At 34.5% G+C, this 26185-nt stretch carries 23 protein-coding genes; 8 read left to right on the top strand and 15 right to left on the bottom strand.

Annotation, left to right across the window (positions count from 1 at the left end; genetic code table 11):
• Positions 1–1030 precede the first annotated feature (1030 nt).
• Positions 1031–2266 carry an ABC transporter permease gene (locus DR871_RS06435; protein ID WP_113664338.1) on the bottom strand — a complete coding sequence of 412 codons (1236 nt, stop codon included), beginning with the start codon at positions 2264–2266 and terminating at the stop codon, positions 1031–1033.
• A 112-nt stretch (positions 2267–2378) separates the two neighbouring features.
• Here DR871_RS06435 and DR871_RS06430 point away from each other — a divergent pair, with 112 nt between their 5' ends.
• Complete coding sequence (locus DR871_RS06430) at positions 2379–3596, top strand: exo-beta-N-acetylmuramidase NamZ family protein (protein ID WP_113664339.1); 1218 nt, start codon at positions 2379–2381, stop codon at positions 3594–3596.
• Positions 3597–3694: 98 nt separating this feature from the next.
• Here DR871_RS06430 and DR871_RS06425 read toward each other — a convergent pair whose 3' ends face one another.
• The gene (locus DR871_RS06425) at positions 3695–4189 is read right to left on the bottom strand and encodes a YkgJ family cysteine cluster protein (RefSeq protein WP_113664340.1); all 495 of its coding nucleotides are present in this window, start codon (positions 4187–4189) and stop codon (positions 3695–3697) included.
• Between the two features lie 73 nt (positions 4190–4262).
• On the opposite strand from DR871_RS06425, the gene DR871_RS06420 reads away from it, so the two are divergent.
• Positions 4263–4979, top strand: a complete 717-nt coding sequence (locus tag DR871_RS06420; protein WP_113664341.1) for a class I SAM-dependent methyltransferase — start codon at positions 4263–4265, stop codon at positions 4977–4979.
• 16 nt (positions 4980–4995) lie between these two features.
• Entirely contained in the window at positions 4996–5538 is a 543-nt protein-coding gene (locus DR871_RS06415) for a YfiT family bacillithiol transferase (RefSeq protein WP_113664342.1), read from the top strand.
• A 66-nt stretch (positions 5539–5604) separates the two neighbouring features.
• On the opposite strand, the gene DR871_RS06410 is transcribed toward DR871_RS06415, so the two are convergent.
• The 7 genes from DR871_RS06410 to DR871_RS06375 all read right to left on the bottom strand — a co-directional run bounded on the left by DR871_RS06410 (position 5605) and on the right by DR871_RS06375 (position 12206).
• Positions 5605–6237 (bottom strand): 7-carboxy-7-deazaguanine synthase QueE, encoded by a 633-nt coding sequence (locus DR871_RS06410; RefSeq protein ID WP_113664343.1) that lies wholly within the window; start codon positions 6235–6237, stop codon positions 5605–5607.
• A 211-nt stretch (positions 6238–6448) separates the two neighbouring features.
• The gene (locus DR871_RS06405; RefSeq protein ID WP_113665418.1) at positions 6449–8122 is read right to left on the bottom strand and encodes a tetratricopeptide repeat protein; all 1674 of its coding nucleotides are present in this window, start codon (positions 8120–8122) and stop codon (positions 6449–6451) included.
• Positions 8123–8138: 16 nt separating this feature from the next.
• A complete protein-coding gene (locus tag DR871_RS06400; RefSeq protein WP_113664344.1) occupies positions 8139–9059 on the bottom strand; it encodes a PstS family phosphate ABC transporter substrate-binding protein in 921 nt (306 codons plus the stop codon).
• Between the two features lie 233 nt (positions 9060–9292).
• Positions 9293–10093: an energy transducer TonB gene (locus DR871_RS06390; RefSeq protein WP_113664346.1), complete on the bottom strand. Its 801-nt coding sequence runs from the start codon at positions 10091–10093 to the stop codon at positions 9293–9295.
• 38 nt (positions 10094–10131) lie between these two features.
• Positions 10132–10680: an ExbD/TolR family protein gene (locus DR871_RS06385; protein WP_113664347.1), complete on the bottom strand. Its 549-nt coding sequence runs from the start codon at positions 10678–10680 to the stop codon at positions 10132–10134.
• A 19-nt stretch (positions 10681–10699) separates the two neighbouring features.
• The gene (locus DR871_RS06380) at positions 10700–11311 is read right to left on the bottom strand and encodes an ExbD/TolR family protein (RefSeq protein ID WP_113664348.1); all 612 of its coding nucleotides are present in this window, start codon (positions 11309–11311) and stop codon (positions 10700–10702) included.
• 76 nt (positions 11312–11387) lie between these two features.
• Positions 11388–12206, bottom strand: coding sequence for a MotA/TolQ/ExbB proton channel family protein (locus DR871_RS06375; protein ID WP_113664349.1), 819 nt, complete (start codon positions 12204–12206; stop codon positions 11388–11390).
• A gap of 372 nt (positions 12207–12578) precedes the next feature.
• Here DR871_RS06375 and DR871_RS06370 point away from each other — a divergent pair, with 372 nt between their 5' ends.
• Together DR871_RS06370 and DR871_RS06365 are read left to right on the top strand one after the other, a co-directional pair.
• The gene (locus DR871_RS06370) at positions 12579–14099 is read left to right on the top strand and encodes a helicase HerA-like domain-containing protein (RefSeq protein ID WP_113664350.1); all 1521 of its coding nucleotides are present in this window, start codon (positions 12579–12581) and stop codon (positions 14097–14099) included.
• 8 nt (positions 14100–14107) lie between these two features.
• Positions 14108–14470 carry a cupin domain-containing protein gene (locus DR871_RS06365; RefSeq protein WP_113664351.1) on the top strand — a complete coding sequence of 121 codons (363 nt, stop codon included), beginning with the start codon at positions 14108–14110 and terminating at the stop codon, positions 14468–14470.
• A gap of 54 nt (positions 14471–14524) precedes the next feature.
• On the opposite strand, the gene DR871_RS06360 is transcribed toward DR871_RS06365, so the two are convergent.
• Positions 14525–15862: an FAD-dependent oxidoreductase gene (locus DR871_RS06360; RefSeq protein WP_113664352.1), complete on the bottom strand. Its 1338-nt coding sequence runs from the start codon at positions 15860–15862 to the stop codon at positions 14525–14527.
• Between the two features lie 62 nt (positions 15863–15924).
• Positions 15925–18315 carry a penicillin acylase family protein gene (locus DR871_RS06355; RefSeq protein WP_113664353.1) on the bottom strand — a complete coding sequence of 797 codons (2391 nt, stop codon included), beginning with the start codon at positions 18313–18315 and terminating at the stop codon, positions 15925–15927.
• Positions 18316–18491: 176 nt separating this feature from the next.
• Here DR871_RS06355 and DR871_RS06350 point away from each other — a divergent pair, with 176 nt between their 5' ends.
• Positions 18492–19133, top strand: coding sequence for a flavin reductase family protein (locus tag DR871_RS06350; protein ID WP_113664354.1), 642 nt, complete (start codon positions 18492–18494; stop codon positions 19131–19133).
• Between the two features lie 3 nt (positions 19134–19136).
• Positions 19137–20669 (top strand): cryptochrome/photolyase family protein, encoded by a 1533-nt coding sequence (locus tag DR871_RS06345; protein ID WP_113664355.1) that lies wholly within the window; start codon positions 19137–19139, stop codon positions 20667–20669.
• Positions 20670–20747: 78 nt separating this feature from the next.
• Here the strand turns inward: DR871_RS06345 and DR871_RS06340 are convergent, their stop codons facing one another.
• The gene (locus tag DR871_RS06340; RefSeq protein ID WP_113664356.1) at positions 20748–21179 is read right to left on the bottom strand and encodes a YMGG-like glycine zipper-containing protein; all 432 of its coding nucleotides are present in this window, start codon (positions 21177–21179) and stop codon (positions 20748–20750) included.
• Between the two features lie 89 nt (positions 21180–21268).
• Complete coding sequence (gene kynU / locus DR871_RS06335) at positions 21269–22555, bottom strand: kynureninase (protein ID WP_113664357.1); 1287 nt, start codon at positions 22553–22555, stop codon at positions 21269–21271.
• Positions 22556–22736: 181 nt separating this feature from the next.
• Between kynU and DR871_RS06330 the strand changes: the two genes are divergently transcribed.
• Positions 22737–23471: an SIMPL domain-containing protein gene (locus tag DR871_RS06330; protein WP_091173323.1), complete on the top strand. Its 735-nt coding sequence runs from the start codon at positions 22737–22739 to the stop codon at positions 23469–23471.
• Positions 23472–23660: 189 nt separating this feature from the next.
• Here the strand turns inward: DR871_RS06330 and queA are convergent, their stop codons facing one another.
• Both queA and aroA read right to left on the bottom strand, forming a co-directional pair.
• A complete protein-coding gene (gene queA, locus DR871_RS06325) occupies positions 23661–24710 on the bottom strand; it encodes a tRNA preQ1(34) S-adenosylmethionine ribosyltransferase-isomerase QueA (RefSeq protein WP_091173319.1) in 1050 nt (349 codons plus the stop codon).
• A gap of 164 nt (positions 24711–24874) precedes the next feature.
• The gene (gene aroA / locus DR871_RS06320; RefSeq protein WP_113664358.1) at positions 24875–26107 is read right to left on the bottom strand and encodes a 3-phosphoshikimate 1-carboxyvinyltransferase; all 1233 of its coding nucleotides are present in this window, start codon (positions 26105–26107) and stop codon (positions 24875–24877) included.
• Positions 26108–26185 lie beyond the last annotated feature (78 nt).

Below are 26185 nucleotides of genomic sequence, written 5' to 3'. Positions count from 1 at the left end.
ATTCGACTAAATTCTAGTGGTTTTTTCAAATCTTCCGATTCTATTACTCTTATTCTTTTGCTTTAAGATCTCTCTTAAAACGGCTGTCAATTCAATATGTCTAGGAACGTGTTCTTATCTTGTTTTTAACTCCTTTTAACACTTGTTAAAGTGTTTCTCGAAGCGGGTGCAAAAATACAACTTTCTTTTTAACTGGCAAGAAAAATTTGAAGTTTTTTTAAGATAAATTTTATCTCGTTTACTTCTCTTTTCTTATCAATCTATCAAGGAACTTTGCGCGTTTTGCGGGGTGCAAAGGTAACATCCGTTTTCTAATCTCACAAGCTTTTTTAATCTTTTTTTGAAAATAAATTTTCTGCTTTGATTAACTTTACTTGCCAGTATTTAAAAGAACCTCTGCGTCATTGCGGGTGCAAAACTAGCACCTTTATTGCGTTATTCAAGCTTTTTTAAACCTTTTTTTTACCCTTTTCTTAACTTTATCTTTAAACTGCTGAAAACATGCTTTTTGAATGTCAAAGTTTTTTAAACAAAACAACAATCTAATAGCCGATGAACGCCATTTCTAATCAAAATCGCCTATTTCAGTACGATCGGACGCTTTCAACTTCCCTCTTTTATCTACTAAAGCTTTCAAAATTCAATCTTTGTTCATGCTTTATTAGCTCTTCAACGCGCATTACCCCTTCAAAACAGTCTGCCTCTACAGTATTCGAACAAAAAAACTACTCTAGATCAATAAAATGGTTTTATGCTATACCTTATATAGTAACAAACATCCCTTTTCTAATCTCTCCTATATATAGGGTAACCGGATTTTGTGTTGGTGTGAGTTCTTCTACTCTTGACTAAATTGGACATCTTAATTTTTCCGGACTCGCGTTAGGGATAGCAGCGTAAAGCCCGCAGTCTCGTCTTTTCGGACGAGACGAGGACTTGTAGCGAATAGCCTGACTCATCAATATAAAAAGGCGATTATCTTTTTTGATAAACGCCTTTTTGTATTGATAAGGAACGCACGAAAAATAAACTAATCGAAACGGATGGCTTTGACAGGTGAAATTTTGGTTATGATATAAGAAGGAATTAGTAACACCAAGAAACAAACGGTCACCGTGAGCACATTCAACAACACTATGTATCCCCAATTTAAATATACCGGAGCTTGATTGACATAATAATTCTCAGGAGGAAGTTGAATTATACCGAATTGTTGTTGGATTAATAATAACGAGACACCGATTAGGTTTCCCCAGAAGAGCCCTCTTACTATAAGATAAAAGGCGTTATAGAGAAATATTTTTCGGACTGACCAATTATTGGCGCCTAATGCTTTTAGGATTCCTATCATTTGTGTTCGCTCAAGAATCAACACCAATAATGCTACGACCATATTGATTGTGGCAACAAGTATCATGACTACTAATATGACAATGATGTTGAAATCGAAAAGTTGAAGCCACTCAAATATATAGCTATATTTCTCGATTATAGTTTTCGTATCAAGTGTAGACGACGTTTGCGCATAAACTTGTTCTCCGGTAGATTCTATAGCGTTAAAATCATCTACAAAAACTTCGAAAGCACCAATTTGATCTGGAGCCCATTTATTGATTCGCTGCATGTGCCGAATATCTCCTATTATATAAGTAGCGTCGAATTCCTGGAAACCAGAATTGAAAATTCCTGTAATTTTAAATCTTCGAATATTAGGTAACTGATTTTGATCCTCTTTGATGAAGAACGTATTAAAAAGGTCACCTACTTTCAAATTCAATCTGTTCGCAAGGAATTGCGATATTAATACTTCTTGATTGACATTTTTTGAATAATCCGGTAATTTTCCTGAAACGAGATATTCCTTTATATTGTCCCATTTATAATCAGTTCCCACACCTTTGAAAATAATTCCCTCGAAAGCGGTTTCAGTTCTAATAATTCCAGCTTTACTGGCGATGGCTTGTATATGTTCCACTCCGGGAACAGATGTAAACTTTGGATAAAAGTCCTGTCTTTTAGAAATAGGGACTAGCGTGACTTCGGATTGGTTGTTGTCGTAATTCGAAATAATAATATGTCCGTTGAAAGCGGAAACTTTTTCTCGTATTTTTTGTTGCAGTCCAATTCCAGTTGCTACTGAAACAATCATCATAATCATACCAATGGCGATTGCCGAAATAGCAATTTTTATAATTGGAGCAGAAATGCTACTTTTATAATCTTTAGCAGTAATGAGTCGTTTGGCTATAAAATATTCTAAATTCAATTTGATTGCGTTTCTAATTTGGATTTGCTTCGCCAGTTTGCGTTGCTAAAGCCAAAAATACGGCTAAAACACGAATTACACTAATTGGCCTTAATTTTATTTGAACCTATATATGAATCCAATTTTCAAAATAACGCTTCCCTTTATTTTTCTAACAATCATTTCGACTTCCTGTTCAGCCAGAAAAACAGACACAAGGAAAAATGCAAAATCAGATTTAGAAATAGTTAATGACAAACCAAAGACAGAAATAAAAACTGGAGCAGATAATTACAACAACTATTTACCATTATTAAATAACAAGCAAATTGGGATTGTAACCAATCAAACCGGTATTCTCACTAATAAAATACATCTAGTCGATTTTCTATTAGAAAAAAATATTGCTATTCAAAAAATATTTGCCCCGGAACACGGTTTTCGGGGAACTGCTGATGCGGGTGAACATATCGTTGATGGTAAAGATTACAAAACAGGACTGTCAATTATTTCGCTTTACGGTGATAATAAAAAACCAAAACCAGAGCAACTCACAGGAATCGACATTATGGTTTTTGATTTGCAGGACGTTGGCGCTCGATTTTACACTTATATTTCTTCGCTACATTATATAATGGAAGCTTGTGCCGAAAATAACATTCCGCTTTTGATTCTTGACAGACCAAATCCTAACGGAAGTATTGTTGACGGTCCAATTCTTGAACCAGCATTTAGTAGTTTTGTGGGAATGCATCCAATTCCTTTGCTTCATGGAATGACTATTGGAGAATATGCAAAAATGATTAATGGTGAAAAATGGCTAAAGAATAAAATTCAATGCAAATTGACCGTTATTCCCAGTCTTAATTACAATCGGAAAATGGATTATAGTTTACCTGTAAAACCATCCCCAAATCTTCCAAACGATCAATCAGTGAATCTTTATGCGAGTCTATGCCTTTTTGAAGGTACGAATGTAAGTGTGGGGCGAGGAACTGAGAAGCAATTTCAGATTTACGGCTCTCCTTATTTACCTAAAAGTGACTTTAGTTTTACTCCTAAACCAAATTTTGGTGCACAAAATCCAGTTTATAATGGAGCACTTTGCTACGGCGAAGATTTATCAACACATTTAAGACTGAATCAACTCGAATTGAAATGGATAATTAAGGCGTATCAAACCACAAAGGACAAATCAAAATTCTTCAATCCTTTTTTTACAAAACTTGCAGGAACCAAAAAATTGCAACAGCAAATTGAAGCAGGAATCTCGCAAGATAAAATCAGAGAAAGTTGGAAGAAAGGATTAATTGAGTTCCAGGAAATGAGAAAGAAGTATTTGATATATTAATCCTCACCCCTCCCGATCCCGAAGCGTCGGGACGGGACTCTCCATAGGAGAAGGAGACAAGACCGAATATAATTAGTTTATTTTGATAAAAATATTTTTTAAAGAGGGAGTTTCTTCTTCATTTCCTCAACAATATTAAAAGCTGCAGGACAAATAGCTAGGTTTTTCAACGTTAAATCAGTGATTTGCTGAAACTTTTTTCTATCCGTATGTGGAAATTCTCTGCATGCTTTTGGACGAACATCATAAATCATACACGCATTTTCATTATCCAGAAAAGTACACGGTACACTTTGCAACACATAATCTCTGTCTTCATCGATGCGCAGATATTGTTCAATAAACTGTTGTGGTTTTTGTCTAAGATATTTTGAAACACGTTCAATATCCGCATCTGTAAATAAAGGACCTGTTGTTTTACAACAATTAGCACATTTTAAACAATCCGTTTTCTTAAATTCAGCATCATGCAAATCTTGCATCACGTAATCTAGATTCTTTGGTGTCTTCTTTTTAAGCTTATCGAAATACTTTTTATTTTCGATATGCTTATCTTTGGCTTCTTTAGGAAGATTGTTTATAATATGTTTCAAGTTTAAAGTATAAAGTTGGAACCACAAAAGTAATGAACTAGAATCCTGAAACCTTAAACTTTAAACAAAAAAGATGAAAGACCTTTTTGGCAAAGCCATACTTGATTTTCAAACTAATAATTCCCCCGAAGATTTAATCACGGAAACCTCTATTTCTGAAGAAGATGAAATGAGCGTTGAATATTTATTTCGTTCCTTTGCCAAAATGCCAAAACTAGAGCAAAAAGCTTTACAACTTGCAAATGGAAAAATTCTGGATGTAGGATGTGGCGCAGGAAGCCATAGTTTGTATTTACAAAACGAAAGAAATCTTGATGTTTACTCTATCGATATTTCTCAAAATGCAATTGAAGCTTGTCACCTACGAGGGTTAAAAAATGCTCAAGTTCAAAACATTCTTGAAATGGACTCTGACAATCCTGAAAATAAATTTGACACCATTTTATTATTAATGAATGGAACCGGTGTTTTTGGAACACTAAAAGATACCACTAAGTTTTTACAGAAAATAAAAAGCTTGCTAAATCCAAACGGACAAATTTTAATTGATTCTTCGGATATCATTTACATGTTCGATAATGATGAAGATGGTGGAAAATGGATTCCTAGTAATGGTTACTATGGCGAATTGAGTTTTACTATACGTTATAAAAATGAAAAAGAAGACGAATTCCCTTGGCTGTATTTAGATTACAACACCTTACAAAATGCGGCTTTCGCCAATGGACTACAAAGCGAGTTAATTCTTGAAGGGGAACATTATGATTATTTGGCGAAGCTTTCAATTTAATAGAACACATTTTAGCATGGAAAATACAGCATTAGAAAAATTACGCTATCCTATTGGGAAATTTATCGCCCCAGAAATCTATTCAAATGATTATCTCAATAGTAGAATATCCGAAATCGCCAGTTTCCCTGACCGTTTAAAAAAGGAAGTAGTTTCGCTGAGCGAAGAACAACTCGACACACCCTACCGAGAGAATGGCTGGACTGTTCGCCAAGTCATTCATCATTGCGCAGACAGCCACATGAATTGTTTCATCAGAATCAAATGGGCACTAACCGAAGATAAACCAGCAATAAAATCCTACTATGAAGATCGTTGGTCTAAATTACATGATAATTTAACAATGCCAATTCAACCTACTCTTTCATTACTGGAAGGTTTACACTTTCGTTTAGCATATTTAATGAATAGTATATCTCAAACAGACTTAGAAAAAATCTTTATTCATCCTGAAAACAACAAGGAATTTAAAATTAAAGAAATCATAGGAACTTATGCTTGGCATGGCAGCCATCACTTAGCACATATCACAGAATTGAGAAAACGAAAAGGCTGGTAATTGAGCACTTAAACAATCTTCTATAAAAGTAAAAAATGCCAAATACAGATGGTATTTGGCATTTTTTTATGGGATATTTAAGTATTTATGGGTTTGTAAAGAAACACGCCATTTAGGATTGTTCATGACATAATCTACAATCAGAGGTGTCATTTCTTCTTTTTTACTCCATTCTGGCTGAAGGAATAAAATAGCATTGGGATTTACTTTTTCAGCTTGTTCTTCGGCAAAAATAAAATCATGCTTATTATAAATGATTACTTTCAACTCGTGCGCATTATCATAAACTGTTTGAGTAGGAAGCTTATTTTTCTTTGGAGACAGACAAATCCAATCCCAAATTCCTGTCAACGGATATGCTCCAGATGTTTCTATATGTACCTTTCTATTATTAGCTTTTAGCTTTTGCGTAAGTAGAGACATATCCCACATTAATGGTTCACCACCAGTAACCACAACTGTTTCTGAAAACTTACTAGCATTAGCTACAATTTGCTCAACACTGGTTGGTGGGTGCAATTCAGCATTCCAACTTTCTTTAACATCGCACCAATGACAACCTACATCACATCCACCAATTCTAATAAAATATGCGGCTGTCCCTGTATGAAAACCTTCGCCTTGGATTGTATAAAATTCCTCCATCAATGGCAGCATGGCGCCCTTATTAACTTCTAACTGTATTTCTTTTGATAACATTCTTTAATTTTAAAGTGCAAAGATAGTTAATTTGAAAAGGAGATGAATTCAAAACAGTTACTAATGTGATAAACTTTGAATGAATCGAATTGCTTTGAATACGTTTTTGAGAAGGTTCAGAAAAAAATATATCAACGTAAACATTTAAAATTTTAAACAAAAAAAACCGATAACCCTAAGGATATCGGTTTTTGATATTACAAAAAAAATATTATTTTAAAATTTTAATAGACTCTGTAGCATAACTATTAGCTGGATCTAATGCAAGTGTTTTTTTGAAATACTCAATAGCTTTTGCCTTATCTGTATTTGCAAAACTTGCCGCCATATTGTTATACGATTCAATGAATTTAGTCTTAACTGCAGGTTTAGCCAATTCTTCAGCTCCTAACTCAGTCGTTTTTGCAACATAATCTTCATAGTTCTTAACCATTACATCATCTTTTTCAAGAAGTCTGTTAGTTCTTGCTTTGTATAAGTATGCCTCTAAATAAGTAGGAGATGCAACTAATACTTTATCAAACGCAGCATCAGCCTTTTGTAAAGCTACAGCGTCAACCTTTACTCCTTTTTCTTTATTAATATTAGCATAATAATTTGCTAAACCGTAATATACATTATCATCAAGAAAACTTGTCGAATCTGGTGTATTTGCACCAAATTCAAATATAGCAGCGGATTCCATGTATAATTTTTGGGTGAATAATTTCTTCCCAACTTCACTTAATTCCTGAACTGCCAAAGGCTCCATCTCGATTGCCTTTTTGATGTCAACAAGACCAGAGCTGAAAGCTGTTGGATCAATCGACAAACCATCTGCACTGGTACCTTTTTTAATTTTAGTTAGGCCTAAATATAAATAATCTAATGCTATTGCTTTATTTCCTGGAGAAGTAATAAAAGTTTCTAACGACTTAATAGCAACATCCACATTACCATTTTTGTACGCAGCATATCCTAAATAACGATAGATTCGTGGATTCACTTTATCCAATTCAATCATTTTGTTAGCTTCCGCTTCAAGACCCACATAATCTTCCATTAGAATTAGAAAATCAGCACGACGCATTCTAGAATTTATTGAATAATCCGTTAATGACATATATTTATCATAATATCCCATTGCGGTTTTATAATTTTCTGCCGCTTGAGATGGCTTATTACGTGCTATTTTATAGTAGGTTTCAGCTAATTCTCTGTAGACAGGACCGTAATTAGGATTGATAGCAATTACTTCATTGTACGCTTTTGAAGCTTCATCATACGATTTAGCACCTTTCAATAAAACACCTAGTTGCATTTTAGCCCTCAACAAAGAATTATCCAACTGAAAAGCACTTCTATAAGCTACATAAGCTTCATTTTGCTTCCCATCACCATAGTATGCGTCACCTAATGCAAGTTGCAATTGCGCATCTTGAGAATTATTTATTGCTGCACGAGTAAGAAGTGCAATAGCACTTTTATAATCAGGCTTGTTTGCGTTCATATATGCTCTAGCGATATAAACAAATTCTTGCACATCTTTCTTCTTCATGTCTTTTGATGCCAATGCAAACTTAGCTTGAGCTCCAGTTACATCGTTTTTATCTAAATCCATTTGACCTAAACCAATGTAATTCAGTTTAGCACCATCAGAAGCACTTAATCCTTGTTGAAAATAAATTTTAGCAGAGTCTTCAACACTTTGGGTAAGATAAACATTCCCTAAAGTAAAGTAAGCCGTACCATTTGAAGGTTTTGCTTTTATAATTGATTTTAAAATTGTTTTTGCACTTTCAAATTGCTCTGCATCAATAGCTTTTTTAGCTTGATTAATGTCTTGTGCTTGAGCTGTAAAAGCGGAAGCCAGTATGGCTACACTAAAAGTTGTAAGTTTATTCATTTTTATTGTAGTTAATTTATTTCTTATCATTTTGGCTTTTTACTATTGTAAATTTCCTAGTAGGAATACGTATAGGCAGCAAACCAGATTTTAAAATTATTCTTTGACCGACATCTCCGCCTACAAATGAAGCAAATCCCATTCCTAAGCCAGAAAATCCCTGACAATTTATTATATACAAATCACGTGCCAAAGGGTATTTTTTTTCTGCTATATTATTTTGAGAAGGCAAAAAGTAGTTGTCCCCATTCAATCCTTTTACGCTTAAAGTAGCAACGTTATCAACATACTTTTGCATAGCTGGTTTTGGTTGAGAAAGCCAATTAACGCCCACAATTCCAATCATCCCATCATTTTCATACACATGCCTTATCACTTCATCATTATTTTTAAAAGAGAAAACGCCCTTTTGTGGTATTTCTTGAATACCCGCAAGATCCTTTAAATAACGTACAGTACTTGAATTAAGGTTATCGAATACTAATCCTTTTATATTGGCAATTGATTTTCCTTGCATAAAACTTATTACATCTTTTAGTGCTATTAGAGAATCTTTACTGTTTTTATTAGCAATAAAGGCCACAGCATCTGTAGCGAAAGGTGTAATTTTAGGGTTAATTTTTTTTTGCTTGAAGATATTGAGTTCTTCCTGTGTCAAATTTCTAGAAAGAATGGCAATAGCGCCTTTCTCATTAATTAAAGAATTAACTGTTTCCGCTTCTGATTTTGAGATAAGTTTAATTTTAGCCTCGTATTCATTCTCAAATACTGCCACTTGCTCCTCCATAATTGGAGTTAAGGTTTCATCAACAAATATTGATGTAGAACCTTTCAGAATTGTTTCTTCTTTCTTTGAAGTAGTTCCTTGATTACAAGAGTAAAAAAATGCGAGTAATACAAAAAAAGTAAAGAACAGTATTTTAGATGAATTTTTCATAATCTAGTCGTTATTATCATTAATTATCCGAAAGAATCTAAACGATGCATAGGCAATTAGTAGTAATCCAAAAGCTATTCTGTAAATCGGTTGCATGGCTAAAGGAAAATTCTTCATAAAGATAATGAATAAACCTAAAACAAGATATAACAGAAAAAACAAAATTCCTAAAACAAGAAGAAATCGCTCTTTAAGCGATTTCTTCTTAATATTATTAAGTATGTTATTCAACATTATTCTGCAGATTGGATAGTAATAGGAAGAGAGTAAAGAACTCTTACTGGTTTACCATTTTGAACTCCAGGAGACCATCTTGGTGACTTTTTCAAAACGCGTATAGCTTCTTTTCCAGTTCCGTAACCAATATCTCTAATTACTTTAATATCAGTTAACGAACCATCCTTTTCAACTACAAAAGTAACGTAGACTTTACCTTTAAGTCCTTCTTCTTCTGGTGTAACATAATTATTACCAACAAATTTGTAAAATTTATCAATACCACCTGGAAAATCAGGCTTAACCTCGATACCAGCAGTATTATAAATCTGGTTGTCGGGAGCTTCTTCAACTACTGCAGCGGTTCCAGTTCCTACTGGCTCTACTGATAAAATAGCATCCGGATCACCTTTAATAGTTTCAGCTCCTAATTTTTTGTCTTTAATTTCAACAGTTTTAGGTGGCTCTTCCGTTACTTCCTCAGCTTTTGCAACAACAGGTTTAACAAATTTTACCTGATCCACTTTTGGTGGCGGTGGCGGCGGAGGTGGTATATTTTTCTTTATTTCTTCTTTCTTTGGCGGTAACTTGATACTAACGATTTTAGTATCTAAAGTATCATCAACATCTGAACTTTCAGGAAGTAAACTTAATATAAGTGGCATACTAACTGCTAATGCAAAAACGACCGCACCAAAGATAAGTGCTCTAACTCCGGTCTTGTTAGTTTCTTTTCTTAGTTCATAAGCTCCATAAGCTTTATTACGACCCTCGAATACAATATCAAGCCATTGGTTTGTGAATATATCTAATTTCATTTTTCTTAATTATTAGGTTAGTGAGTAATAAGTAACCCTTATTTACCTTCTAACAATTTTAGTTCTTCTGGTGAAAAATCATTTACAATAGCATTCGTAGGCACTCCTACTATTGCCATTTCATCAAGTATATCCACTAAGTTACGGTAATTTGATTTTTTACTTGGTTTGATAATAACTATTAAACCTTTATCTTTATTACCTGTATACTCAACTACTGACTTTTTTCTTTTCAGCAACTCTTTACGAATCCCTTCTTTACCGTAAGAAATATCTTTTGGACCTGCAATAGGAGTTGCTAACAATCCCATGTAGTATACCATCTTATCATTATCCCCTAATAAAACTGTTAAAGTACGATTTTCATCAACTTTTATATCTTTATTTTTAGAAGGATCATCATCCTTATCAGGTAAACCCAAAGGCATGGATTGTGGTTTAGACAACGTAGTCGTAAGCATAAAGAATGTAATTAATAAGAAAGCTAAATCAACCATAGCAGTTAAATCTACTTTTGAGTTTGATTTTTTACTTCTTACTTTACCACCTTTTTTGCCATCACCGTCGCCAGTATTTAATTCAGCCATTTTAGTGTATTTTTTTTAGTTATTTTTCAGTTGCTCTTAAACCAGTAACTAGATTGAAGCTATTGATTTTCTGATCTTGCAAGATATCCATCACTTGCTTAATTGCAGGATATTCTTCTTTCGCATCACCTTTGATTGCAATTTGCAATTCTTTGTCGTTCACCTTAATGTTTGCAATACGAGAATTATAAATCCATTCTTTTAATTGATTATCAAGAGAATCTTTTGGCACACCCGGTTGAACACCAGCTTTATTTCTGTCAGCAGTTTTCATTCCAATCAATTGTTTCAAATTAGAAATTGGCACACCAACTCCTTCCATTAAAGCAAAAGTTTCAACTTCACTTTCAGTAAACTCAACACCGTATTTCTGTCCCATTAGTTGTAGAGCTTCCTTACGTACTTCTCTCCCTTTTAAGTCATAAAATACTTTTCCTTTTCCAACAGTTATAGTAGCTAAATTATCTTCTGGCAATTTAGACTGAACCGTTGACGCAGGGGTATCTACCGGTAATGCTTCCGGTATCTTTGCAGTTGCTGTCATTACAAAGAACGACAACAAAAGAAAAGCGACGTCACACATAGCAGTCATATCCGTAGACCCTGCTTTTTTCTTCATTTTTATAGCCATTAATATATTTTTTAATACTTACAAGAAAATAGAATCCGTTTCTCAGAAACTACTTTCTTGTAAATTAAATTATTAATTATTTTTGTGTACTTCTGTAGTGTCTGTAAGTATTTACAATTGTATTACCTGCCTCATCAATAGAGTAAGTCAATGTATCAATTTTAGAAGTAAAGAAGTTGTAAGCGATAATTGCTAAAGCAGAAGTCGAGATACCTGTAGCTGTATTAATCAAAGCCTCAGAAATACCATTTGCAAGAGCAGCTTGATCTGGAGTACCAGCAGCAGACAAAGCACTAAATGCCTTAATCATACCCGTTACAGTTCCTAACAAACCTGCAAGAGTACCTAAAGATACCATTGTAGAAAGAATAGTCATGTGTTTCTCTAACATTGGCATTTCTAGTGAAGTCACCTCTTCAATTTCTTTGTGAATAGTTTCTGCAGCAGCTTCGCTATCAAAACCTTCTCTCTTAACTTCTTGATATTTCAATAAAGCTGATTTTATTGGGTTTGCAACAGAACCTTTTTGTTTGTCACATGAAGCAATTGCTCCCTCAATATTACCACTTTTAATATCATTTTGTACGCTTGTCATGAATTGATCAAGATTTCCTTTACCTGCTGCTTTTGAAATTACAGCATAACGCTCAAATGAAAACACAACAACCATTAATAATAATCCTAATAACACCGGTACAATTGGACCTCCCTTGTAAACCATTGCCAACATATTTCCTGGTAGTGGGTGACCTGTGTTTACTCCGCCTTCAAAATTAGCGCCATTACCCATTATGAAATTCCAAATTAACCATCCAACAAAAATACATGCTACAATAATGATTCCTGAAATCATTCCTCCTCCGTTTGCCGCTTTTTCTTTTTTAACGTTTGCCATTTTTTTTAATTTTAATAGTTTTAAATAAATTATCTTAGTTATATTAAACTTGTAGTGGAGCAAATTTATATTTTTAGTTCAAATAAAAAAACTTTTTTTTATTTTATTATAATTAAATTTATTTCAAAAACATATTTACCATTTTTTAGTTTCCATTTATGTCAATAAACGCAAACAAATAGGCCTTCTTATATAAAATACCATATTTTTTTAAGAATATTTAACACAATATTTCAAAAACAAGCTGTTTAGCAAGAAAACTATTATTTTGTGACATTAACAATAAAAAAGCAGGAAAACTGCAGTATGCACTAAAATTGTTGGTTTTAGAAAAATATAATATCTTGCAAGTGATTTAAATATAAACTTATCATGAGCAAAAAAGAAGATTTTACCAAACATATTTCTGAAGGATACAGCTCCAAGGGAGAAAGTATTATTCTGGGTGGTGCAATATTAGACGGAGAGGCTTTGTCAGATACCTTCATAAAAGTACCTTTAAAAACATTAAACCGTCATGGTTTGATCGCTGGAGCAACCGGAACTGGAAAAACGAAAACCATTCAGGTCCTTTCTGAACAATTGTCAAGTTTTGGAATTCCAGTCTTAATGATGGATATAAAAGGTGATTTTAGCGGCATCGCAAAAGAAGGCGAAGAAAAGCCATTTATAACGGAACGCCATGCTAAAATCAACATTCCTTATTCAACAGCTAGTTTTCCAGTTGAAATTTTGACTTTGTCCGAGCAAATCGGAGTCCGCCTCCGTGCAACAATATCAGAGTTTGGACCTGTATTATTCTCCAGAATCCTAAATTTAAACGATACTCAATCCGGAGTAATTTCTGTTATTTTTAAATATTGTGACGACAATAAAATGCCTTTATTGGATTTAAAGGATATCAAAAAAGTAATCAATTATATTACTGAAGAAGGGAAAGACGAAATTGAAGAACATTATGGAAAAATTTCCACTTCTACTACTGGAACTATTCTCAGAAAAATAATTGAACTCGAACAACAAGGAGCTGATTTATTTTTTGGAGAAATGTCCTTTGACGTTGAGGATTTAATGCGCATCGATGAAAATGGAAAAGGCTATATCAACATTCTTCGACTGACTGACATTCAAGACAAACCTAAGTTATTCTCGACTTTTATGTTGAGTTTATTGGCTGAAATCTACCAGCAAATGCCTGAAAAAGGAGATTCCGATCAACCAGAATTAGTCATTTTTATTGACGAAGCGCATTTAATATTCAACGAAGCCAGCAAAACTTTATTAGAACAAATAGAAACTATCGTAAAGTTAATTCGCTCTAAAGGGATTGGTATTTACTTTATCACACAAAACCCGATGGACATCCCAAGTGGCGTATTGGCCCAATTAGGTTTAAAAATCCAACATGCTTTGCGCGCTTTTACAGCCAATGACCGAAAAGCCATTAAGCAAACTGCTGACAATTACCCTACATCTGATTATTACAAAACCGATGAAATCCTGACCAGCCTTGGAATTGGAGAAGCTCTCGTTACTGCATTAAACGAAAAAGGAATTCCTACGCCACTTGCAGCAACAATGATGCGTGCCCCAATGAGCCGAATGGATATATTGACTGAAAGCGAAATTCAGGAAATCAACAATAAATCAAAACTGGTAAAAAAATACAGTGAATTGATTGATCGCGAAAGCGCCTATGAGATGTTAAATAAAAAAATCGCCGTTGTCGAAGAGGAAATAAACGAACAAGAGCAAAAACAGGAATCTCAAAAGCAACAAAACCAAGGACCAAGTACTGCTAGCGTAGTGGGGAAATCAGTTCTCAAAGTACTGACAAGCGCCACGTTTATAAGAGGTGCTTTTGGTGTATTAACGAAAATGTTTAAAAAATAACACCTCTAATGAAAAAATATTATGTTCAAAATACTCCTTTCGTTGTTCCCACTACCGATGGGAAACTAATAGAAGAACATCACGGAAAGGCATCTACGAATAATGCAGAAATTTCCATAGCGCATATGGTAGCTCCTTCTAAATGGAGTGAACCATTTCAAACTCCTGAATTTGATGAATACACCTATATTATTAAAGGTAAAAAGCAATTTATAATTGACGATGAAATTATCGTTCTGGAAACGGGGCAATCCATACAAATCGAGAAGAATACACGCGTGCAATATTCCAATCCTTTTGACGAACCTTGTGAATATATTGCGATTTGCAAACCAGCTTTCGATTTTACTAAAGTACATCGCGAGGAATAAGCAACAATACACGGAAAACGTTATTGATATATAAAACTAGTAACTTCTGAATATTTATCCCAAAAGCTCTAGGATTTTATTTTCAACAGCTTCTGAATCCCATATTTCAGTAATGTTTTCCATTTTCAAAACTTCTTCCATGATTGCATTTTGATAATCTCCAATCGCTAAAGCTTCTGCATACGGACGATCACTAAAAGTAACTCTACTGTATAAAGGAATCCATTTTTCAGGATGCTTGTCTGAGAATGACTTTTCTATTTTCTTTTGTAAAAGAAAATTTTCATCAGCTGTCTTGGAACTCATTTCTAAAAAATTACGATACGAAAGTTCCGCAATCGCATCTGCATTTGGTTTTCGGGACTTTTGGTATTCCGAGAATATCGACTTCCAATCGTCACCATATTTCTCCATCATTTCATATAGCACTGAAATATCTTCAAAACCCGCATTCATTCCCTGACCATAAAAAGGTACAATTGCGTGGCTGGCATCGCCAATAAGTGCGATTTTATCTTTATAAGTCCACGGATAACATTTCATTGTTACTAATGTACTTGTTGGATTCTTAAAGAAATCTTCCGCAAGTTTTGGAATTACATCAATAGTATCCGGTAAGTTTTTTTCGAAAAAAGCCTCCACTAATTTTATGTCATTTAATGATGCAAAAGAATTTTCTCCTTCAAACGGCATAAACAAAGTACAGGTAAAACTTCCATCTAAATTGGGCAACGCAATCAACATATACTCACCACGAGGCCAAATATGAAAGGAGTTTTTATCTAATTTATGTGTTCCGTCAGCATTTGCAGGGATATTTAATTCCTTGTAACCAATAGGCAAAAATTCTTGCGAGTAGTCAAACATACTTTGGCGTTGCATGCGGTGACGGATTCTCGAAAAAGCACCATCAGCACCAAAAACCATATCGTATTTTTTATCTTCCCAAGCGCCACGTTCTGTTTCACCAATATGAAGGGTTGCATCATCAAGTGAAACATCCCAAATTTTTTGTTCAAAAAAGAATTCTGCTCCTGCGGCTTCCGCCAAATCAATCATTTTCCTATTCAAAAGTCCTCTCGAAATGGAATAAATCGACTCTCCTTCTTGACCGTAATTTTGAAAATTGAGTTTATCAACCAAGTGAATAGCGCGTTTTTCCATAGGAATCGCAATTTTACGAACCTCTTTTCCTATTCCTACTCCATCCAAAGATTTCCATCCGCGATTAGACATCGCTAAATTAATGGAACGACCAGAAAATTGAATTTTTCGAATATCAGGACTTCTATCGTAAACATGAACCGTATGACCCGCTTTACGAAGATAAATAGCCAATAAAGATCCAACTAATCCTGAACCTACAACCGCTATTTTTATGGGAGTTTGCATTATTTTTTTATAAAAAGTTAAGCAAAATTACTGATTTATTATTTTATGCTCTTTAAAAAGAATCATTTTTTACGGGGAATAAAAACCAATTTTGTTGAAGTTCTAACAATCTCGTCTTTATTCAGCATCATTCGCCTAAATTTACCGGCATTGTATAACTCTGCCTGATCGCTATAATGTTCACTCAATGGATTTCCTGATTGTCCCGTAGGCAATATACTCCAGCTGTTTTCTATATCCGAAAAATCAATAATTCTTCTTGTGGACGGACCTCCTTTTACGATGTAATTCCCATCATCCGTAAAATCAAAAAAGAGATTATTAATTACTTCTGTAGAACCTGAAACTTCAAAAGGCCCTACATTAAAGACACTTCTTAAAGCCGCTACTTTCCCCAACGGATGCTGATGTTCTAAAGTGTGTACTTTATTCCAAGTCCAATCCGAAACTGTACTTCCCAGTTGTTTTTCTAAAGCTACAATCGATTCTTTGAATGATTTTGAGACTATCTGGCTTCTTGTTTCTTTTTCCTTTTTGGTGTTAACATTATCCCACCAAAGTGATTTTTTATTCGTGATTTGTCTTGCAATAATTTGCTTCATGATGTGCGTTCCTAAAAACATCTTGAAATTTTCAGCACCAAGTTCATCTTCAAAAGTATTTTTTAAGTAATTAAAAATCCATTTATTATAGATTGTAGGAGCCACATCACTCAGATTATTAGTTCCTTTCCAATTTTTTAAAACACTAAGAGCTTGTTTTTCGTTTTCAGTAAGGGATTCCTGATCTACATTTGAGATTAAATCTTTCACAACTTTTGGAGCCACAGAAGAAGTATTATCAAAAATCATCTTCCCAACCGAAACCATATCCCAATCTGATTTTGGACTCAATAATTGCGTAATTCTTTTGGCTCGATCCTCTGGAAGATAATACCCCGGATACAAAAATCCGTCAATTGCTTCTGGTTGATTATTAGCGGAATACACATAATTCCATCTAGGGTTCACCGCCGAAGGATTTTTGGAGAAATCCAAAAACTCTTTAATATCATCCTCACCGCTCGCTCCATCGAGAATAAAATTCGGATTCACTCCTTCTTTATGCTTGTATAATTTTCCCGTTGCCCACCAAGCGACATTTCCTTTAGCATCGCCATACATCACATTCAATCCTGGTGCTGCAATTAGTGAAACTCCTTTCTGAAAATCTCCTTTGCTTTTAGCATGAGAAAGTGCATACACCGCATCAAGAATTTGAATAGGTTGTTGTGTATAAATCCAAGACATAGAAACAGGTTTGTCTTGCTGTAAACCATCTATCAAATCGTTCATTATAGGTCCATGTCGAGTAGTTTTCACTTTCAAAACCACGTTAGATGAATCTTTTACTTTGATTGTTTTCTCCTGAATTTCATACGTAGTGAAACCATTTGGCGTCCTATATTCATTGGCATTAGCCGGATTATTCTGCTCTTGGTACAAATCAATATCATCATTTTCAAACATGGTCAAACCATAAGCATATTCCCTGTTGTGTCCCAATAAAGGATACGGAGTTCCTGCTAAATAACAGCCGTATAATTCGAAATCCGGAGTAACAATATGCGCTTCGTACCAAGTTCCCGGTTGTGAAAATCCAATATGAGGATCGTTAGCAAAAATAACTTTTCCGTTTTTAGTTTTCTTTGGAGCAATAACCCAACTGTTGCTTCCTATAAAAGGCGATACTGGTGACTTCTCCAAAAGCGACGCAACTGATTTTGAAATAGCCGCGTATTCTTGTGGTCTGTCTTTCGCATTTTTAATTTTTGTAGTATTGAAGGAACCATCAATTCCAAAATCCTTCAAATATTCCATTCCATATTTGTTTCGAACATCGGTCAATAACGGATCTGATTTTTGAGCCATTGCAAAACTAAAAGACATGTATCCAAAAATATTATAAACATCTTTAATGGTAAACTTCTCTTTTTTGACGCCTACTAAACTGAACTCTATTGGTGTAGTCCCTTCATCCATGTATTGATTAATGCCTTCTAAATAAGCCATCGTCAATTGATAACTTGGACTGTTTTTATCCAAACTTGCAATCGCTTTAGCGGAAGCTTCTTCGATTCCCAATCCAGCAAAGAACTTATCGTTTTTCAATGCCACTGAACCAAAAATTTCCGATAATCTTCCAGGAGCTATACGTCGCATCAATTCCATTTGCCACAATCTATCTTGTGCATGGACATAACCCAAGGCCACCATGGCATCTTGAGAAGTTGTCGCATAAATATGAGGAACACCAAATTCATCGAAATAAACGGTGGTTTCTTTTTGAATGTTTTTCAAGCGTAACTTGCCTTCGTATTTTGGTTTTAAGTAATAACCATAAACAAGCATTGCTACCGCTAAAACAATTACTAACGAAAGTAAAACGAGAAGGAATTTTCTAAGTATTTTCATCATTGGATAAATTGAAAAACAAATATATAGGATTTGTAAGTTATTTAAAAACTATTTGTTCCAATGTGTTTATTTCAAACTAAATAGAATAAATCATTACTGAATTTAAAATATTTTGTTTAATTAATTTTATATTTAATTAAACAAAAGTATATTTGTTTCAAATATGACTAAATATGAAACACATTTCAAGAGACGATATTTCTCAAATGGAAAAAATCGAAAGATTAAATTTAATCAATTCCTGCACTGGTTATAAATCAGCTAATTTGCTTGCTACAAAATCCCTCGACGGAAAGTCTAATGTTGCCATTTTTAGTAGCGTAACGCATTTGGGAAGCAATCCTGCTATGATTGGATTCATAATGCGTCCTACAACTGTTCCAAGAGACACGTACAAAAACATCAAAGACACTGGATATTTTACAGTAAATCACATTACCGTTGACATGATTGAAGATGCGCACCATACGTCTGCAAATTACGAACTGGGAATTTCCGAATTTGATAAAACCAATCTGGAAGAAGAGTATAAAAATGACATTGAAATTCCATTTGTAAAAGGAAGTCCAGTGCAGTTGTATTGCAAATACGTAAATGAATATTACATCAAAGAAAATGATACGATTCATGTAATTGCGTCAATCGAAAATTTATTTTTTGAGGAAGAATTAGAACATAAAGATGGCTGGTTACAAATTGACCGAGGCAATGTTGTGGCATTAAATGGTCTTGATGGGTATTGTTTACCCAAATTAGTGGATCGTTTTCAATATGCTCGAAAGGAAATTCCAACCACTTCCTTTTTTAAAAAATAACAAATGAAAAAACTGCGCTTAATCCTTGGTGATCAGCTCAATTCAAAGCATTCTTGGCTTCAGGAAAGTGATGACAACACAATGTATGTCTTGGCCGAAATGCGTCAGGAAACGAATTATGTCAAACATCACATCCAAAAAGTAGTGGCCTTTTTCGTGTCGATGAGGAATTTTTACACAGCGATAAAAGAAAATGGACATCAAGCAGTCTATTTTCAAATTACCGATGCTGAGAATCCACAGGACTTAGAAAAAATCATTGCCATTTGTATTGAAAGATATAAAATTCAAAAGTTCGAATACCAATTACCTGATGAATACCGACTGGACCAACAATTAAAAACGATTTGTTCCAATCTAAAAATCGAATCTGAAGCTTTTGACTCCGAACATTTCTATACCACGCGTACCGAACTTTCTGATTTTTTTGAGGGAAAGAAGTTGTTGCTGATGGAAAACTTTTATCGGAACATGCGCAAAAAACATCATGTTTTAATGGATGGAAGCACTCCGTTAGGTAACCAATGGAATTTTGATGCTGATAATCGCAAAAAATATAAAGGTGAAGTCCCGGTTCCTTCAGAAAAGAATTTTCATGCGAATGTTTCTGAAGTTGCTGCACAAATAGTAGAAGCAGGAATTGTGACTTTTGGAAACATCAATCCAGATAATTTCAGTTGGCCTACTTCGCGTGAACAATCGTTGGAGGTTTTAGATTATTTCTGTAAAAATCTGTTGAAACATTTTGGTGATTATGAAGATGCGATGCACACCGATGAAAAATTTCTTTTTCACTCCCGTTTGTCTTTTGCCATGAATAGTAAAATGCTTTCGCCAAAAGAAGTAATCGAGACTGTTATTTCTTTTTATCATGCCAATGAAACCGATATAACTATCTCACAAGTCGAAGGATTCGTACGACAAATTTTAGGTTGGCGCGAATACATCCGAGGAATTTATTGGAAAGAAATGCCCAATTATGCCCAAATGAATGTCTTGGAAAATACAAATAAATTACCAGACTTTTTCTGGACGGGTAAAACCAAAATGAATTGTATGAGCCACGCAATTAATCAAAGTTTAGACGAAGCTTACGCACATCATATTCAGCGGCTGATGGTAATTGGAAATTTTACATTATTAACGCAAATTCATCCAGATGAAGTAGACGCTTGGTATCTTGGCGTATACATAGATGCCATTGAATGGGTCGAAATGCCTAACACCCGCGGGATGTCACAATATGCCGATGGTGGAATAATTGCCACCAAACCGTATGTTTCCTCCGGAAGTTACATCAATAAAATGAGTAATAATTGTGCCAAATGCCATTATAAAGTGAAAGAAAAATTTGGTGATAACGCCTGTCCTTTCAATACTTTATACTGGAATTTCCTTGATGATAAAAAAGAATATTTCAAAGGAAACCAACGCATGGGAATGATGCTGAATTTATTAAAGAAAATAAATCCCGAAGAATTATATAAAATCAAAGTAAAGGCGAATGAAATAATTGCCAATATGGATTCGTATTAAACCCAAATTTTCCCATAAAAAAAGAGTGTTTAAATTCTATTATGAACTTAAACACTCTTGTTTATTTTACGGATAAATCTAATTCTTTTTGCTTCCGTCTATAATTGCTCCGGTTCCTGCACCTACTCCAGCACCAGCTACACCACCAATAATAGCACCTTGTACTTTTTTCTTACTGATAATAGCACCAGTTGCAGCACCTACACCAGCGCCTATTACAGCACCTTTTGCAGTACTACTCCAGCCTTTTCTTTGCGTGGTAGTATTTGTTGTAGTCGTTGTAGTCGAAGGTGATTGCTTGTTTACAACAACAACTTCTTTTTGCGTTTCAATTCTAGCAGCTTCAATTTTGACCATTTCTTGTTTCATAGAGTCAATTACTCTTGCCTTTTCCATTTCAACTTTCATGGAATCTACTGTTGCTACTTTAGCTTTTTCAATTTCCATTTTTCCTTGGTTCTGACAAGAAACAACAAGTATAGCTACTAATATAAAATATAATACTTTCATAATTTGATTTTTTTCAATTTGTAATACTACAAAGAAACGTTTAAACCTGTAAATTACACTTATGCAATTCAGGTTATTATTTATATAATTTAAAGATTCGCTTTGCCCAGAATACCTGCTTTCAGAATCTGACCAAACTCATACATGTCTTCAAAAGAAGTATACAATGGCACCGGCGCTAAACGGATAACATTAGGTTCGCGCCAATCCGTTATGACTCCGTTTTTCATCAAATAATCAAATAAACTGCGTCCTTCCCCATGCAGTAAGACTGATAATTGAGACGCTCTTTCCGCTGGATCAGAAGGTGTAATAATCTCGAAACTACTATCGACTTCTTTGTCAATTTCATGTAGAATAAATTCTAAATAAGAAGTTATTAAATCTCTTTTCTGGATTAAAGCGTCCATCCCTATTTCGTCAAACATGTCGACTGATGCTAAATAAGGCGCCAAAGATAGTACCGGTAAATTGCTGATTTGCCAACCGTCGGCTCCATGCACAGGATCAAAAGTGGGCTCCATTTTGAAACGACGTTCTTTATTATGTCCCCACCAACCCGCGAATCTAGGCAACTCTGAATTATTATGATGCTTTTCATGAATAAAACATCCTGAAGCATTCCCCGGTCCTGAATTCATGTACTTATAACTGCACCAAGCTGCGAAATCAATATCCCAATTGTGCAATTCCAGTTTCACATTTCCTGCAGCATGCGCCAAATCCCAACCTACATAAGCTCCAGCTTTATGGCCTGCAGCTGTTATGGTTTTCATATCAAAAACTTGTCCGGTGTAATAATTGACTCCACCAATTAAAACCAAAGCCAACTCTTCACCAACTTCTTCAATTTTTGCCAAAACATCTTCTAAGCGAATGTTGTGTTCGCCTTCTCGACGTTTGATTTCGATAATAGCATCTTCTGGTTTGTATCGATGAAAATGAACCTGACTTTGAAACATATATTGATCCGAAGGAAATGCTTTTTCCTCACAAATAATTTTATATCTGGTCTTTGTTGGTCGGTAAAAAGAAACCATCAACAAATGAAGATTTACTGTTAATGTATTCATCACTGTAACTTCGCTTGGAAGTGCACCCACAATTTTACTCAACGGATTTGCAAATCGTTCATGGTAATCCCACCAAGGTTTTTCACTGTAAAAATGTCCTTCAACAGCGAGGTTTGCCCAATCATTCATCACCTCATCTACATACGCTTTAGTACGTTTAGGTTGTAATCCCAGTGAATTTCCTGTGAAATAAATCACCTTTTTCCCCTTTACCTGCGGAAAAATAAATTCATCTTGGTATTTATGTAATTGATCTTGTGAATCCAATTTTTTTGCAAATTCAAGGGTATTTTCGAATGTCATGATTTGTATTTTGTTTTGTAAAAGTAGTAAAAATGGACGAATGATAATATAGTTAACATTGATTGGAAAGCTATACAATAGTTAAATTTTCGAATACAAAAAAATAGTTCCCAATTCCCATACTGAATTAAGAAACTACTCGTTATTTACTTATATTTGATTGAATTTAAAATTCTTAGCCATGCTTAAAAACAGTTTGAACGTTATTATTATTGCCATCGCTGTGGTAATTTCCTCGTATTTATTTTCGAATGCTTTTCAGAATCGAAATAAAAGTAACGATACTATAAGCGTTACAGGTTCCGGAAAGAAGGATTTCGTATCGGATTTGATTGTTTGGAGCGGTTCGTTTTCTAAAAAAAGTATGACTTTGAAAGATGCTTATGCCGCATTAGATGCTGATAGAGAAAAAATAAAAAGTTATTTATCAGGCAAAGGAATTGCGCCGAATGAAATGGTTTTCTCAGCGGTGAATTTCAATAAGGATTTTGAAACTACCTTCAATGAAAACGGAACTACAAGACAGCAAATTTTCACTGGATTTACTTTAACTCAAAGTGTAAGTATCCAATCTAAGGAAGTAAATAAAATTGAAGAATTGTCCAGACAATCCAGTGAATTGATCAACTCAGGTGTGGAATTTTATTCGTCTCCACCGGAATATTATTACACCAAACTGGCTGAGTTAAAAATAAAAATGATTGCCGAAGCCACAAAAGACGCGAGCATCAGAGCGAAAAGTATTGCTGAAAATGCAGATGCGAGTTTAGGAAATTTAAAGAAATCAGATATGGGCGTTTTTCAAATTACCGGTCAAAACTCATCAGAAGATTTTTCTTATGGCGGTTCTTTTAATACACAATCCAAAAACAAAACGGCTAATATCACGGTGCGATTGGTGTATCAAGTGAATTAGGAATACAAACCTCTTTTATACACAGAACGTCGTGTGAGGAATCGAAGCGGCATCCTTTATTTTCTTTCTTTAAGAAAATAAAGATACAGCGTAGAGCCCGACCCGCTTTTTCAGCGGGACACACCCTTATAAAATAAAAAAATCTCGCCATTACTGACGAGATTTTCTTATTTAGAATCTAAATCTAGATTAGATAATCATCATTGCATCACCGTAAGAATAGAATTTATATTCTTTTTCGATTGCTTCTGCGTATGCTTTTTTCATTAAATCATGACCACAAAATGCGGAAACCATCATTAATAAAGTTGATTTTGGTGTGTGAAAATTAGTAATCATACACGTTGGAATTGTGAAATCATGAGGAGGAAAAACGAATTTGTTTGTCCATCCGTCAAACGGATTCAAGGTGTTTTGTGACGAAACTGAGCTTTCAACGGCACGCATAGAAGTAGTTCCTACGGTACAAATACGCTTCTTTTTAGCTTTGGCTTCATTCACGATATCACATGCTTCCTGAGTAATTTTTAATTCCTCAGAATCCATTTTGTGTTTTGATAAATCTTCAACCTCAACTGGATTGAAAGTTCCCAAACCTACGTGAAGCGTAACTTCGGCAAATTTGATTCCTTTGATTTCCAGTTTTTTCAATAAATGTTTCGAGAAGTGCAATCCTGCAGTTGGCGCTGCAACAGCTCCTTCTTCTTTAGCATAAATAGTTTGGTAACGTTCCGCATCTTCCGGAGTTACATCTCTAGAAATATATTTTGGGATTGGAGTTTCTCCAAGTTCTGTCAATTTATTTCTGAATTCTTCATACGAACCATCGTAAAGGAAACGCAATGTTCTTCCACGAGAAGTTGTATTGTCGATAACCTCAGCCACTAATGAATCGTCATCTCCAAAATATAGTTTGTTACCAATTCTAATTTTACGTGCCGGATCAACTAAAACATCCCAAAGTCTTTGCTCAGAATTTAATTCTCTAAGTAAAAAAACTTCGATTCTAGCTCCAGTTTTTTCTTTATTTCCGTACAAACGAGCTGGAAAAACTTTCGTGTTATTCAGAATTAAAACATCACCTTCGTCAAAATAATCGATAACATCTTTGAACATTTTGTGCTCTATAGTTCCTTTCTTGCGATCAATAACCATTAGACGAGATTCGTCTCTGTTTTCAGCTGGATATTCGGCAAGAAGTTCTTTTGGCAAATCGAATTGAAAATGTGATAATTTCATTTGATAAATTTATGAGTTATGAATTATAAGTTACGAGTTAAGCCTCAATAAATTATAATAGTTTGCAAATATACGATTGTGAGATAGGCGTTGTCAAGTGTTTTGCTGTTTATTTTCAAAAGTCCACTACCACAAAGGCTCGAAGGCACTACATAAAATTTAATTTACAAAATTTCAGACACATTAAATCCTAACTTCTTCATGTCTTCCCAAAAATCAGGGTATGATTTTGAAACGACTTCCGCGTTTTCGATGATAATTGGCACTTTTATAGCTAATGGTGCAAATGCCATCGCCATTCGGTGATCGTTATAAGTCGCAATTTTAACATTAGGATTGATTTGGTTTGAAGCCACAAGTGTCAAGCTATCATTGGTCACAGAAATATTGGCTCCCAATTTTGTCAACTCTATTCTAAGTGCTTCTAGTCGGTCTGTTTCTTTAATTTTCAAGGTATGAAGCCCTGTAAGATGACAACCAATTCCTAATCCAAGGCAAGTAATCACAATGGTTTGGGCGATATCTGGTGTGTTATTCAATTCTAAGGTTAAATTTTCCGGTTTAAAATCAGACTGTTTTACCAGAGTCATTTTATTTCCTTCAAAATGCGTTTCAACACCCATTTGTTTGTAGATTTCAACCAAAGCCGAATCGCCTTGCAAACTGGTTTCTGTATAACTGTTTAATGAAATGGTAGCATTTTCGGCCAAGGCAGCTAAACTAAAAAAGTATGATGCAGAACTCCAATCGGATTCAACGGTCATTACTTTCGACGCTACTTCTTGTTTTGGATATACCGTAATCACATTTCCTTCGAAACTGGTTTTGATATCCAAATCATTCAACAAAGCCAATGTCATTTTGATATAAGGAACGGAAGTGATTTCGCCAACCAAAGTAATTTCGATACCGTTTTCTAGTTTTGGCGCTACTAATAATAACGCCGATATGTATTGACTGCTTACATTAGCAGGTATATTCACTTTAGAAGCCGTGATTTTTTGTCCTTTGATTCGAATTGGTGGATATCCTACTTCTTTCTCGTAGGAGATTTTAGCCCCTAATTGCTCCAAGGCTTCCACTAAAACTTTTATGGGACGCTCCGTCATTCGTTGAGAGCCGGTCAACACTAATTCGCGACCTTCGTTTACAGCAAAATATGCCGTTAAGAAACGCATCGCAGTTCCCGCATGATGAATATCAACTATTTCCTCATTTCCTTTCAATGCTTTTTGCATGACCTCGCTGTCATCAGAATTGGAAGTATTGGCCAAAGTAATATTTGGGAATAAAGCTTGTAATAACAGTAGTCTGTTGGTTTCACTTTTTGAACCGGTAATATTTAATTGTGAATTATCAATTGTGAATTGTGAATTCGTTCTTAATTTTAAATTCATGTAGCTAATTATGAGTTGTGAATTATGAATTATGAGTGGTATAATTCAAGTTCGCAATTTACCACTCCACATTTATAA

Source organism: Flavobacterium petrolei, from assembly GCF_003314435.2.
Lineage (GTDB): Bacteria > Bacteroidota > Bacteroidia > Flavobacteriales > Flavobacteriaceae > Flavobacterium > Flavobacterium petrolei.
Note: the sequence above shows the minus strand (reverse complement) of the source record. Positions and strands in the feature narration are given on the sequence as shown.